The 12,719-nt window shown below is 69.9% G+C and carries 14 protein-coding genes; 8 read left to right on the top strand and 6 right to left on the bottom strand.

Annotated elements, in window-relative coordinates:
* Positions 1–24: 24 nt before the first annotated feature.
* On the top strand, positions 25–765 hold the full coding sequence (locus ABEA24_RS41065) for an NADP-dependent oxidoreductase (protein WP_345438830.1): 741 nt from the start codon (positions 25–27) through the stop codon (positions 763–765).
* A 57-nt stretch (positions 766–822) separates the two neighbouring features.
* On the opposite strand, the gene ABEA24_RS41060 is transcribed toward ABEA24_RS41065, so the two are convergent.
* Complete coding sequence (locus ABEA24_RS41060; RefSeq protein WP_345438828.1) at positions 823–1,413, bottom strand: HD domain-containing protein; 591 nt, start codon at positions 1,411–1,413, stop codon at positions 823–825.
* 337 nt (positions 1,414–1,750) lie between these two features.
* Between ABEA24_RS41060 and ABEA24_RS41055 the strand changes: the two genes are divergently transcribed.
* Positions 1,751–2,239, top strand: coding sequence for a cupin domain-containing protein (locus ABEA24_RS41055; RefSeq protein WP_345439125.1), 489 nt, complete (start codon positions 1,751–1,753; stop codon positions 2,237–2,239).
* A gap of 121 nt (positions 2,240–2,360) precedes the next feature.
* Here the strand turns inward: ABEA24_RS41055 and ABEA24_RS41050 are convergent, their stop codons facing one another.
* Positions 2,361–3,386 (bottom strand): CU044_5270 family protein, encoded by a 1,026-nt coding sequence (locus ABEA24_RS41050; protein WP_345438826.1) that lies wholly within the window; start codon positions 3,384–3,386, stop codon positions 2,361–2,363.
* Positions 3,383–3,931: an RNA polymerase sigma factor gene (locus ABEA24_RS41045; RefSeq protein WP_345438823.1), complete on the bottom strand. Its 549-nt coding sequence runs from the start codon at positions 3,929–3,931 to the stop codon at positions 3,383–3,385. Before ABEA24_RS41045 ends, ABEA24_RS41050 begins: the two co-directional genes overlap by 4 nt.
* Before the next feature lie 183 nt (positions 3,932–4,114).
* On the opposite strand from ABEA24_RS41045, the gene ABEA24_RS41040 reads away from it, so the two are divergent.
* The 3 genes from ABEA24_RS41040 to ABEA24_RS41030 all read left to right on the top strand — a co-directional run bounded on the left by ABEA24_RS41040 (position 4,115) and on the right by ABEA24_RS41030 (position 6,310).
* A complete protein-coding gene (locus tag ABEA24_RS41040) occupies positions 4,115–4,642 on the top strand; it encodes a hypothetical protein (protein WP_345438821.1) in 528 nt (175 codons plus the stop codon).
* Between the two features lie 262 nt (positions 4,643–4,904).
* Complete coding sequence (locus ABEA24_RS41035) at positions 4,905–5,417, top strand: hypothetical protein (protein ID WP_345438819.1); 513 nt, start codon at positions 4,905–4,907, stop codon at positions 5,415–5,417.
* Between the two features lie 155 nt (positions 5,418–5,572).
* Positions 5,573–6,310 carry an SAM-dependent methyltransferase gene (locus ABEA24_RS41030; RefSeq protein WP_345438817.1) on the top strand — a complete coding sequence of 246 codons (738 nt, stop codon included), beginning with the start codon at positions 5,573–5,575 and terminating at the stop codon, positions 6,308–6,310.
* Positions 6,311–6,365: 55 nt separating this feature from the next.
* Here the strand turns inward: ABEA24_RS41030 and ABEA24_RS41025 are convergent, their stop codons facing one another.
* Positions 6,366–6,866, bottom strand: coding sequence for a TetR/AcrR family transcriptional regulator (locus ABEA24_RS41025; RefSeq protein ID WP_345439124.1), 501 nt, complete (start codon positions 6,864–6,866; stop codon positions 6,366–6,368).
* Between the two features lie 36 nt (positions 6,867–6,902).
* Between ABEA24_RS41025 and ABEA24_RS41020 the strand changes: the two genes are divergently transcribed.
* Positions 6,903–8,000, top strand: coding sequence for an MFS transporter (locus ABEA24_RS41020; protein ID WP_345438815.1), 1,098 nt, complete (start codon positions 6,903–6,905; stop codon positions 7,998–8,000).
* Between the two features lie 4 nt (positions 8,001–8,004).
* Here ABEA24_RS41020 and ABEA24_RS41015 read toward each other — a convergent pair whose 3' ends face one another.
* Entirely contained in the window at positions 8,005–9,516 is a 1,512-nt protein-coding gene (locus ABEA24_RS41015) for a glycoside hydrolase family 76 protein (RefSeq protein ID WP_345438813.1), read from the bottom strand.
* A 110-nt stretch (positions 9,517–9,626) separates the two neighbouring features.
* Here ABEA24_RS41015 and ABEA24_RS41010 point away from each other — a divergent pair, with 110 nt between their 5' ends.
* Positions 9,627–10,925, top strand: coding sequence for a hypothetical protein (locus ABEA24_RS41010; RefSeq protein WP_345438811.1), 1,299 nt, complete (start codon positions 9,627–9,629; stop codon positions 10,923–10,925).
* Positions 10,926–11,085: 160 nt separating this feature from the next.
* A complete protein-coding gene (locus ABEA24_RS41005; protein WP_345438809.1) occupies positions 11,086–11,241 on the top strand; it encodes a hypothetical protein in 156 nt (51 codons plus the stop codon).
* Between the two features lie 84 nt (positions 11,242–11,325).
* Here ABEA24_RS41005 and ABEA24_RS41000 read toward each other — a convergent pair whose 3' ends face one another.
* The gene (locus tag ABEA24_RS41000) at positions 11,326–12,528 is read right to left on the bottom strand and encodes an FAD-binding oxidoreductase (protein WP_345438807.1); all 1,203 of its coding nucleotides are present in this window, start codon (positions 12,526–12,528) and stop codon (positions 11,326–11,328) included.
* Between the last annotated feature and the right edge of the window lie 191 nt (positions 12,529–12,719).

Below are 12,719 nucleotides of genomic sequence, written 5' to 3'. Positions count from 1 at the left end.
CGTCAGCGGACGGGCTCCGGCTCCATGGCGGCCCGGTCGTCGAACTCCCGGCGGGCTCGCAGGATCCGGCCCGGCGACCAGGTGTACGGCGCGGTGCTCCCGCCCAGTGGCACCTACGCCGAGTACGCCATCGCCCCGGAACACGCTCTCGCAGCCGCCCCGTCGAGCCTGGACCTCGTCCACGCCGCCGCCCTGCCTACCGCGGTGCTCACTGCCTGGCAGCCGCTCGTCCGCGTCGCCGGTCTCAGCGCCGGGCAGCGCGTCCTCGTGCATGCAGCGGCCGGCGGCGTCGGGCACCTGGCCGTGCAGATCGCGAAGGCGCGCGGCGCGTACGTCATCGGTACCGCTCGCCGCGACAAGCATGACTTCCTGCGCGAGCTCGGCGCGGACGAGCTCATCGACTACACCACCACCGACTTCACGACCGTCGCCCGCGACATCGACGTGGTCCTCGACCCGATCAGCGGCGAGTACGGGCCCCGGTCGCTGCGGACGCTCACCCCGGACGGTGTCCTCCTCGACGTCCGTGGCACCGGTCCCGACCGGACCGAGACCCGCGAACAGGCTCAGGCCCGCGGTCTGCGCTACGTCGAGTTCGGCTTCACTCCGTCCGGCGACGACCTGCGCGAGGTCACCGACCTCGTCGAACGCGGCGCCCTACGGGTCATCGTCGACCAGGTCCTGCCCTTGGAGGACGCGGCAAAGGCGCACGAGCTCAGCGAGACCGGCCGCGTCAAGGGCAAGATCGTGCTGACCGTCGGATGACCACACGACGTACGGCCGGACCAGTAGCCGCCCCTGAAGACTTCGGCGGGCCGGTCGTCATCCGCTAATCGGATGGGCCGATTGGAAGGCGAGGCGGCGGTCGGCTTCGGCGGCGATGGCGGTCAGGAGGTCGTCGAGGTCGAGGAACGCCTGCCAGGTCGCCTGGCCGCTCGCCGCCGCCAACCGGTCGACCACCTTCTGTTCTAGGTCGGGGACGCGTTTGCCCTTCCAGACCTTGTCGGCGAGGCTCACCAGCAGATCCTCGATCGCAATGTCGGGCTCGGTCCAGGCGGCATGCGTGCGGGCGAAGCGGGCCAGGCGCTCCTCCACGCCATGGTCGAGGAGCAGGCGATGCCCGGCCTCCTCGTGTACGGATCCGGGACCGGACAGTTCGGCCGTGTGGATCACTTTGCCGATGTCGTGCGAGGCCGCGCCGAAGAGGACCGCTTCCCGGTCGACGGCCATCTCGCCGTAGCGGAGATCGAGCCATCCGAGGATCCGGTGGGCGACGTCGTGTACGGCGCGCAGGTGGGCGGCGAGTCGTGGTGGGGCGTGTAGTTCGCGGAGCAGGTCCTCGACGCGTGGCGGAAGAGGGCGCAGGTCCGGGCCGGGATCGGTGAAGGCGCGCTGCAGAACGGTCGAAGCCACCCGGTCACGGTAGCCACCGATTCCCGTCCCCGCCCGCCTGAGCGCTCCACGGCCGGCTGCTCACGTCGCTCGTTCTGCTGGCGCGGGCCGGTGTCACGGTGAACCCGTCCACCGACGACGAGCGCGAGCTGCTCAAGGACGTCTGCGAGCACGCCAAGGCGAGCCCTCGTAGGCGACACCGCCGCCAGGCCCCTGCCGTACGCCGCCCCGGCCCCCAAGATCGAATAACGGTCAGGTCGTGGCAAGATCGTCTTATGCGGACATATAGGCGGCTAAGCATTGATTTGGCTCCCCCACGCCTGGGTCACGACCGCGTCGAGTTCGCGGGCGCGTGACGATGGCCGTTGAGGAGAACGGAGCGACCGGCCCGGCGCTCCGCCCGTACGTTCTGGCCCCGGGTGAGGGGGCGATGGCGGCGGCGCCCGATGGCTCCGTCATGCGGCTCAAGGCCTCCGGTGAGTCGACCGGTGGCGGTCTCGGGATGGTCGAGGGCATGGATCCGCCCGGCTTCGCGACACCCCTTCACGTGCACGGCTTCGCCGAGCTCTGGTACATCCTCGACGGCCGCTACGACTTCTACGTCGCCGGCGAGTGGCTGTCGGCCGAGGCCGGCGGGGTGGCGTTCGTGCCCGGCGGGCTGGTACACGGCCTGCGCGCGGGACCGGAGGGCGGGCGCAAGCTGACGATGATGCTCCCCGGTGGGCCCGAGGGCTTCTTCCGCGACGTACACAGCATCATCGAGGCGGACGCGGTGACGCCGGAGAAGATCCGGGAGCTGGGAGCCGAATACGGCATCAAGCTGATCGGTCCCCTTCCAGAGGACTGACCCCGCGACGCTCGACGTGCGCCTCACAGCCCGCGAACGCGCTCCTCTCGGCGCGGTCAGACGGACTGGCGGCCATCGCGTCGATCCCTCACGCGACGGCCGCCCGCATGTCCTGTCCCCGCTACGGCCTCTTGGGTGAACGCTGTCCGGGATGGTCGACGACCCCGGCCGCGAGGAGTGTCGACAGGCTTTCGACGGTGCCCTTCTTGATCATCGCGCCGTCACGGAACCTGTGGTCCTTGACGACCTTGAGTCGCTCGCCGCGGTAGGCGTACGTGGTCGGGTCGAGCAGGATCTCGTTCGCCGACCATTCGCCGGGGAGGCTCTCGATGACGGCGAGCGCGGGCCGGCCCTGGTCGTCCACTGCCGCCTTGTCCACCGTCGCGCCGGGGATCTTCGCCATGGCGCGGTAGGTGGCGGCCTCCAGTCCAGGCGGCAGTACGCCGACGTTGAGCACGGACGTGAGGGCCGCCCATGCCTTGGCGTCAGGACTGTTGGACTCACCCGGGGTCTGCGTCCTGCGCGCCCAGGCGAGCAGCGCGTCCGGGTCCCGGGGCAGAACGGTCAGCGCGGCGTAGTCGTTGGGGAAGGGGCCGCTGCCGGTCGGAGAGATCACGAGCTTGCCGTGATCGAACCTCGCCCACCGCTTCCCGTCGGCCCGCATCCAGTACTGGTCGATCTCCGTCTTCTGCGGTGACGTGGGGGTCCATACGTTGCCTCGGCTCGGAGCGTCGATCGAGGCGGACCGGAGCTCGGTGTAGATCCACTGGGTGGGCCGGGGAGGGGTGACCGCCCGGTGGTCGGCGGCACCCGCGGCGTGGTTCAGCGCCACTTGGGCGTTGGCGACCGAGCTCCCCGGCAGACCGGGGAGGACCGCGCGAGGGTTGCCGTTCCTGTCCGCCCCGCCCAGGCTCTGGGCCACCGTGAGCCCGGCCGCGATCGCCACCGCCAGGCCTCCGGCCGTGACGAGCCGTACACCGGCCCGCCGAGACGGGAGCCGGCGTGGGGTCGCCGGAGCATCAGTGCCGGTCACCCGTGTGAAGGCGGCGCGACCGATGGCGTCCCGTCCGGCGCCGGAGAGGGTGCCGCGCGGGACCGGGTTGGCCGGTGCGAGCAGCCGGCGAACGTCCTGGAGGTCTTCGTTCATGATTGGCGACTCCCCTGCAGTGATGTGATGGGCGGGCGATGGCCCTCGGCGTCGAGTTCGGCGAGCACGGCGGCCAGCCGCCGCCGGGCGCGGTGCAAGCGCACCGAGAACGTCTTCACCGAGCACCCGGCGACGATCGCCGCGTCCTTGGGATCGAGTTCCTCCCAGCCGACGAGTTGGAGGGCCTCGCGGTCGCGGGCGGACAGCCGCCGCAGTGCCGCCCCGATGCGTCCGCTCTCGACGAGCCCCGTCGCGACGTCCGCGACCGGCGCGTGGCGGTCGCGGTCGTCCCGCAGCCGCCCCCACAGCAGGCCGCGCCGCCGATGGCCGCGTGCCTCGTTCGCCAGTACGTTCCGTGCGACGTTCAGCAGCCACGGGAACGGGCGGTCCGCCGGTAGGTCGTTCCGGCGCCGCCAAGCGATCAGGAACGTCTCGGCGGCGACGTCACGCGCCGTCTCGTGGTCGACTCTCCTGGCCGCGTAACTCAACACGTCGTCGTAGTGCGCGTCCCACAACTCACCGAAGCCGTCATCAGCGTCCGGCACGCCGACTCCCTTCTCTCGGGTCTTCCTCGCCCCGAGATGTCCGGCACTCCGCGTTTCCCTACATCTCCACGGAAATCCGCTCGTGGTCGGCGACGGCGTGGTGGATGCCGGGATAGGTCCCTTCGAAGGACCTCCGGATTAAGGTGCTAATGGATGTACGGGTCTTCGACGGGGAGAGTGCTCATGCCATACGCGTTGGACGCCGTCCTGGTCCGGGTCATCGGCGCGGTGAACGTGACGGCCTTCCGGCTCTCCCGCGGGCGCGTGGTGCTCTACCGGTTCAGGGGGACGCCCAGTGTGCGGCTCACCCAGATCGGCGAGGTCCCGGTGCTGGATCTTCTCATGGTCGCTTACCTGCGGGACGGCGAAGACTACGTCCTCCTCGTGCCCGCTCGCGCGCCCGAGCCCGAGTGGTTGCGTGACGTGCGCGACGCCGCGAGCGTCACGCTCGAGGTCGAGGAGGGCTCCGTTCGCTCGGCCGTCTCGGTGGTCGGCGCAGGAGAGGCGGACGCCGAGGAAGTGCGGCGGCTCCGCGAGCAGGCGCACGACGGCGCGACGACACGGGAGGTGGACGCCGACGTCTTCCCGGTGGCCGACGGGGCAGAGCGGTCCGCGGTGGCGGCCCGGCTCCTCAAGGGTGCCTCGCTCGACGAGAGATACGACATGAGGAAGGCCCGCCTGGTGCCCGTGGCCCGCCTGAAGGTGCGATAGACGTCAGGCCCGACGCGATCACCGCCCTTCCGGGCGAGCCGCCCTGACCGCGCACCGATTCGCTGTGCAATACCCTACCGTTACAAATTGGCGCGGACTCCATATCCAGCGACATTCACACCACCAGAATAATTCATTTCCCCTTCGCCCCGGCGATGCGACCTTCCAGGTCCTGCGACGAGAATTTAATCTGGCCACGCAAGGTCGGTGCCGCACCGCGTCATTTCAGACGGGCGAAAGGGGACGAATGATGCTCGCCAGGATGTCGATGGGGCCAGTCGCGATCGCACTCACCTGCAACCTCGTCGGGGCGGCGTACGCTCCCGGAACACCGATCCCCCGCCCGGACGAGCCGACCCCGCCGCCGGACTCCGCACAGGAGTTCGCGGGCACAGAGCCGGCGACCGCGAGAGTGGTGGAGGGCTGCTGGTTCAGCGCCCATAAGCCTTTCGTGCTGCACACCAGGGACCGGTACATCCACGGAGAATCTCAGATAACCAGGTGCACCACTCCGGCCCCCGTCTACTGCCACCTCCAGTCACGCCTGCAGATGTGGGTCCCCTATACCGGCCAATGGGTGCAGAAGGGCGAATGGGCGGACGCCGGCTGGAAGCCGTGCCGACCCGGGATCACGCTGACGCCGTCCTATAGATGTCCAAGCCACTCGACCGGGCACGAATTCATCACGGACAGCTGGCTGACGATCGTCACTCATCAGGCCGGGTCGGCGTCGAATTACGTGAACAGCCCTCGCGAGCGGTTCGCCTGCAGCTGACCCCGCAGCGGAGCGGCGAATGCTACTTCGCCGGTACGACGCGGGCTCTGGGTTCACGCTCGGGCGCGGTCGGTCTCATACCGCCAGGACATGGCGGTCTCCCCGTGGCAGAAAAGCAGGTGTCCACTGGCCTCTGGTCGTGTCAGGCTCCGGCGGTGAACCGTGAACAGATCTCCAGGCTTGCCCATGCGGACCATCCGGTGGCGGCACCGCTCGACGACGACTCGGTGCGCCGGCTGCTGGAACGCGGCATCCCGCGGGGCGACGCGCGCGTAATCGATCTCGGCTGTGGCGGCGGAGAGTGGCTCCTACGTGCCCTGACCGCCCATCCGCAACTGCAGGCCGTGGGTGTCGACATCGCTGAGAGCTCGCTGACACATGCTCGTACGACCGCGAACGCCCTCGGCGTACAAGACCGCCTCGTCCTCCACCACGAGGACGCCACAGCCTTCACGGCGTCACACGAGTTCGACCTGGTGCTCAGTGTCGGGGCCACGCACGCCTTCGGTGGCCTGCTCCCCACCCTCGCGGCGGCCCGTAAGCACCTGGCTCCCGGCGGACGCGTCCTGGTCGGTGACGGCTACTGGGAGCGCGAGCCCTCCCCCGCGGCCGTGGAGATGCTCGGCGAGTTCGCCGACCTGCCGACCACGATGGACGGTGTCATCGCCGATGGATGGACTCCCGTCTATGGGCACATCAGCACACGCCAAGAGCTCGACGACTACGAATGGGCCTGGACAGGCTCGCTGGCCTCGTGGGCCCTGGACCATACCGACGATCCGGACAGCGCCCAGGCGCTCGCGGCGGCCACCACCCACCGCGACGAATGGCTGCGCGTCTACCGGGACACCTGGGGCTTCATCTGCCTGATCCTGCGCCCGACGTCAGACTGAGTACGGCCGCTCCGTCTTCTCCGCCCGCCCTGACAGCCGTCCGGTTCCGGGTGCATCAACCGGCGACGAAGGTGGCGCGAAGCAGGTGGGCCATGTGCTCGCCGGCCTGCTCGGGGGTCCAGCCGCGGTCGATGAGCAGCGTCTCGCTCACCCCGTTGGAGATCAACGCCAGCAGCATGTCGGTGGCGGTGTCGACCGTCCAGCCCTCGGCCAGTACGCCTTCCTCGTCGAGCCGCCGGATGAGCGCGCGGTTGGTCTCGTACCGCCAGTACATGGCGGTCTCCCAGTGGCGGGCGGCGTCAGGATCGGTGCCCGCGGCGCGCTCGACGGCGCGGGACACCGCGAGGATGCGCGACATGAACGCGGCGTGCCGGCGCGCGAACTCCTCCAGCGCGGTGACGGCGTCGGGCGCGTCACCGACCGGGGCGAAGCGGCCCTCGATGTCCTCGACCTCGTTGACATGGTCGAAGAGCGCGCTGAGCAGGTCTCCGCGTGACTTGAAATGCAGGTAGACCGCGCGGCGGGTGACGCCGGCGCGTTCGGCGACGGCCGCCATGGTCACGGCGGCGGCGCGCCTGCCCTCGGCTGGCTCGTGGCGGCGCGTGTCTCGCAGGGCGGATTCGCCGGGATCCTGTTTGCCCTGATCCCGCTGATCGCGATGCGTGCGGTACGGCCGGAGATGGCCGGGCGCGCGAGTGCGCTGATCATGACGCTCGGCCCGCTCGGCGCCGTCAGCGGGCCGGCGCTCGGCGGCATCATCGTCGGGGCTTGGGGCTGGCCGTGGATCTTCTACCTGAACCTGCCGATCGGGGCTCTGGTCATCGTGATCGCGCTCGTCCAGATGCGGCCCGACGGTCCGCTGGGCGCCCCGGACCGTACGCTGCTGTTCGAGACGGCGGTGCTGGGCGTCGCCGCGGCCGCACTGTTGCTCGGCCTGTCCCTCTCAGCCGGTCACGGGCTGCCCTGGCTCGCGCTCACCGCCACGGCGGTCGGCCCGCTGGCGATCTGGTGGCGATCCGCTTCCAGCCATGCCGTACGGGCCCTGATGCGGACGCCGGGCGTCGCGGCGCCGGTGAGCCTGGTGCTGCTGAACGCGGTGACGATCTCGCTCGTGGAGTTCATGGCGTCCTTCTATCTCCAGCGGATCCTCGGCGTGTCCGCGGCCACCGCGGGCACCACGGTCCTGGCCTTCGCCGTCGGCAACGTCGTCGCCGGGCCGATCGGCGGCTTCCTCGGCGACAGGTGGAGCGCCTCCCGTACGGCGCGGGCCGGCGTCCTCATCACCGCCGTCGGAACGTCGTTGCTGGTCCCGCTCGGTACGGACTGGCACCCGGCCGACGTGGGGTGGCGGCTGGCCATCGCCGGCATCGGTACGGGCGTCTTCGCGGGCCCGAACTTCGCCCTGGTCATGTCGAACGCGCCCGACGCGCTCGGTGGCACCGCGGGCGCGGCGCAGAGCCTCGCCCGCCAGCTCGGCTTCTCCCTCGGCCCGGCGCTGGCGACGACGGCCTGGGCCCTGTCCGGGTACCGGCTCGGCGGCATGCGCGCGGGCATGGCCGTCGCCGCCGCGTGCGTCCTCATCGGCCTGCTGCTCCGGACGCGGACCGGGACGGTACCGGCCGGCCGCCCCGCCGACCTGGGAGGCGACGCGCCGGCCCGCCCCACCCGGAACGAACCGGCGGACCGATGAGACGTCAGCCGCTGCTCGCGGCGGCTGCGGCGTTCATCAGGTCGAGGGCGCTCTGCTGCCGGGCCGCGTCCGTCGAGTCCAGCGGGCCCGCCCAGTGGTAGCCGTACTGGTCGAGGGCGTTGCGGTCGTGGGCGTAGGCCGAGTCCGCCTGCCGGTTCAGGTAGGCGGTGTACGGGTGGTCGCCGAGTGCCTTGTTGAGCACGGCCAGCCCGCGCGCGTACACGCCCTTGAAGGACGGGCCGTCGCCGCCACCGTTCGACTGGGGCTCGCCCGGGTCGGCGAGGATGCCGTTCGGGTTGAGGGCCGGGTTGGTCGTGGAGGCGTCGGCGAGCCGTCTGGCGTCGGTGAGGAGACTTGAGTCTCCGGTGGCTCGGTACAGCTCGGCCAGGCCGTTCAGGACGACGCCCTGGTTGTAGGAGTAGACCGGCTGCCCGTTGTTCTTGCAGGTCGACAGGTCCAGGCCGTCGTTGATCAGGTTCGCGGAGTTGATCATTCCGGAGGCCTTGAACCAGGACCACTCGTTCTTCGCCCGGTTCAGGTACGCCGTGTCGCCGGGGATGCGGTTGTGCAGGGCGGCGGTCAGCTGGAGGTACAGCTCGTTGGCGATGGCGTTCTTGTAGTCCTTCTGGGTGCGCCACCAGACGCCGCCCCCGCACACGCTGTCGGAGTACGAGGTCATCCAGTCCGCGTCGGCGCGGGCGGTGTCGAGGTAGCGGGTGTCGCCGGTCAGGTCGTACGCGTCGACCCAGGCCAGGCCCCACCAGCCGGTGTCGTCGAGGTAGTCGTTGCGGAAGTTCCCGCCCTGCGCGGAGCGGTTGGCGTCATAGGTGGTGGCGACCGCGTACTGGTAGCTGCCCATTCCGGCGATCCGGATGTTGTCGATGATCGCGGTCAGCGCGTTCGCGGAGTTCCACCAGTTGGTGGTGGTCCACAAGCCGGTGCCGTTGTCGTAGTACATCATCAGCGCGGTCGCCGCGGCGGTCGACCGGTTTCCGGCGTTCCAGGTCGTACGGGCCCAGGGGGTGCAGGCGACCTCGGCGCGGTCTCCGGCCTTTCCGCAGGCGCGTACCGCGCCGACGCCCCGGTTGTTCCAGTCGTCGACGTTGTACATGAGGGTGCGCCAGCCGCGCTGGCCTGTCGGGACGGTGGTGTCGCCGAGTTTGCTGCCCTGGCTCCAGCTCCGGCCGCCGTCGAACGAGCGGTCCAGCCACACCTCGTCGGCCGGATTGCCGTTGTCGATGCTGCCCCAGGCCATGTCGTCGGCGTCGTCGAGATGGAGGGCGATCTGCCGGGAGTAGATGGTGGCCGAGACGGGTGAGCGGTCGCCGGCGGCCAGCGCGGGGTCGCGGCCGTCGCAGTACTTGTCGCAGATCGACGCGGCGGCCGCGCTCGTTCCGGTCAGTGCGGGGATGGTGGCGGTGGCGGCGAGTGAAGCGGTCGCCAGCAGCCGGACGAATCGGCGGATCGATGGGCGGGTGGGACTCTGGAGACCTGTGGCGAGGCGGGGGATCGACATGATCGACTATTGATCACACTGTGGGTCAGGTCAATGGTCACAGTGGACGTCTGAGCCTTCCCGATCAACTCACCGTGGACCGTCGGTGACGGGTGGCACACTTCGTCGCCATGGACATCGACGAGATGCTGCGCTGCCTGGCCGAGGCCGACTCCGGACGGCTCCGGCCTGAGCTCTGCGACGGGCGCTACGCGGCCGTTCTGTACGACCCTGACGAGCCCTCCCTTGAGGAGGACGACGAGTTCTGGGATGAGGACGAGCCGTTCTACGGCCACGTGGTCGGCGAGGCCTCATCGGTGTACGGCGCGCTCGACCAACTGGCGAGCGAGTTCGCCGGCTACGACGCCGACACGACCGAGGAGATCCTGGAGGAGTACGAGGACGTGGACGAGTTGGACGGGATCCAGACGGCGGAACGCCGGCTGCTCGCCCTCAGCGCGCTCGGCTGCCTGGGGCCGATGGACATCGTGACCGACGACCACTGGAACGAGCATTACCTCGGCAGAGCGCCTGTCCTCTTCGCCGGCGCCCGCTTCGTCTTCCTCGCCAGCGCCGCGCCGCCGCACCAGGAGGAGGCCTGTGCCATCCTCGAACTCCAGCCGACCGGCACGCCGTCGCCCGCCGGCCGGTCCCTCATGAACGCGAACGACGCGGCGGCCGTCGCGGCCGCCCTCGCCGACGGCGCGGAGGTCAACGCGCTCGACGAGCGCGGCATGTCCCCTCTCCACCACGCGGTCGCGCACCGCCGCCCGTACGCGGTCGCGGCGCTGCTCGCCGCTGGGGCCGACCCCGCCCTGCAGGCCGGATTCGGCAACGCTCCGCACTTCGCCGCTCTCGTCGGCGGCGAAACCGTCAAGGCGGCCACCGCCCGTATCGAGGACGCCGACCACTGGCGCATCCTCCACATGCTGGTCGAGGCCGGGGCACCGGTGAACGCGGGCGACCTGACGGGCACGACGCTGCTCGACCTCGCGATCGCGACGCGCCCGTACCCGGAGGAGGCGATCCGTTACCTGACCGACCGCGGCGCCCACACCGCCCACCTGGCGAGCATGCCGCTCACCGGACTCGTGAGGAGCCTGCCCTACCACTCCACCGCGAGCCTGGAGATCCGGCTGAACGAGGTGAGGTTCCTGCTCGACTCGGGGACGAGCCCCGACGGCGCCCTGCACGCCCTGCTCGGCTTCTACGGGTATTACGAGCGAGAGGTGTCCAGCGAGATCCTCGTCGCCTTCGTCGACGAGATCCTCCGCCACGGTCCCCGCGACACCCCGGACGACAGCGGCCACACCGCCCTCGACCGGGCCGAGGCCCGGGTCGCCAACGGCAAGCACCCCAATTACGAGCCGGTCGTGGAACGCCTCCGCGCCCTCCACTCCCACGGGGATCAGGTCGGACTCGGCTCTTGACCCCACAGTGACCAGGTCAACGGCTCCTCCAGGCAACCGGATCGCCGGTCGCCACGGCGGCGCGGGCGACTCGTTGGAGTTCGCGGCCTTGTCCCCCCGCGCTGCGAGCGACGTTCCAAGCGCTAACCTCCCGACGCGACGTCACGACGGAGGGAACACCATGCACCTGTTCTGCGCCCAGTGTCTCCGGGAGGGGCTTCCCCTGCCCAGCTTCAAGACCGAGATCCGCGCGCGTAGGCCGGAGCGGGCGAAGTACGCCATCACTGTCGCCAATGGTGATGCGCTCTGCATCGAGCATGTTTCGGAGGGCATCTGAGGCGCCCACCGACCGGCGAGGCCTCCCGGAGCGATTGGTGCGGTCAGGTGCGTGGGTCGGCGGCGTGCGGGAGCCTGCGACCGGTCAGTCCGGGCGAACGTTCTGGTTGAGCCGGAAGAGATTGTCCGGGTCGTACTGCCGCTTCAGCGCGGCGAGCCGATCGAGATTGTCGCCGAACGTCGTGCGCATCATTCGGTCGTGCTCCTCGTACGCGCCCGGGAAGTTGAGATACTCCGCACCGGTGGAGAAGGGTGCGAGCGCGGCGTACACGCCGCGGGCCCATTCGACGCAGGCCTCGTCGTCTCGGGGGCTCTCCCAGTTCGCCTCGATGCCGAGCAGGAACGGCGCCGAGCGGTCGCCGAACGCCGTATCCCGGGCTCCTGGACGACTGAGCATTCCACCCAGTTGCCACACGTCGAGGGTGCAGTGGGGCGATGGGCTGATCTCGTTCCGCTTGACCAGCATGTCGATCAGCTCGTCCGGCAGCCCGGTGAGGTAGCGCGACTTCCAGTAGTAGCGCATGGTGTGTGCCGGGTAGTCCTCGTCGAAGAACCGCTGTACGTCCAGGTACGGCTGCACACCGGAGAGGTCCGCGATCGGTGAGCCGATGTCACGAAGCGGCCGTAGTTCGGCCTCACCACGCGCGGCGTCACCGCTGTGCATGGCCACGAAGACCACGATCGGGGTGCCGTGATGCTCTGCCGGGATCTCCTCGATCTCCGGGGCATGCCAGAGGATCGCGAACGAACTGATCTCATCAGGAGCGGTCACGGCCCACTCCCCGTAGGAGCGCAGCACCGCGCGAGCGTCCGCGCCGGCGTGCAGCACTTGGGCGAAGTACACGTCAGGGCCTACCGGGTAGGCGCGGAACTCGAACGAGGTGACCACCCCGAAGTTGCCGCCACCGCCCCTGACCGCCCACAACAGGTCCTGATCGTGCTCGGTACCGGCCGTGACGACCTCGCCGGCCGCCGTCACGAGGTCGACCGAGATGAGACTGTCGCAGCTCAGCCCGTATTTGCGACGCAACCATCCCAATCCGCCGCCCAGGGTCAGGCCGGCGATTCCGGTCTGCGTCACGACGCCCATCGGCACCGCCAGCCCGAGAAGTTCACCGCCTCGATGACATCGGCGGTCCCGGCACAGCTGACGATGGCGGCCGGCCGCCTGTCGACCATGCCATTCCACACCGCGCGAGCCTCGTCGTATTCCGAGTCCCCACGGCCGGACAAGCCGTCCCCGCAATCGTGGCTCAAGGACCTGGAACACATCCTGATCTGCAGCCATGTCGTCCCCCACGGCGTCCATACCCGGGGCCGTGCGGCCGGAAGACACCCTGCTCAGCGCCGATGGCGCCGGTGACGGCGATCGCGATGATGCCGCCACCGATGGTTTTTGGATAACCCGGGCGGGTATCGGCCCTGGTAGCTCGATATATGCGACTAACGACGAAGCGACTCACAATTTTCCTCCGGTTG

The organism is Actinoallomurus vinaceus (assembly GCF_039542055.1).
Taxonomy (GTDB): Bacteria; Actinomycetota; Actinomycetes; order Streptosporangiales; family Streptosporangiaceae; genus Actinoallomurus; species Actinoallomurus vinaceus.
This window is presented reverse-complemented; position numbering and strand designations above follow the sequence as displayed.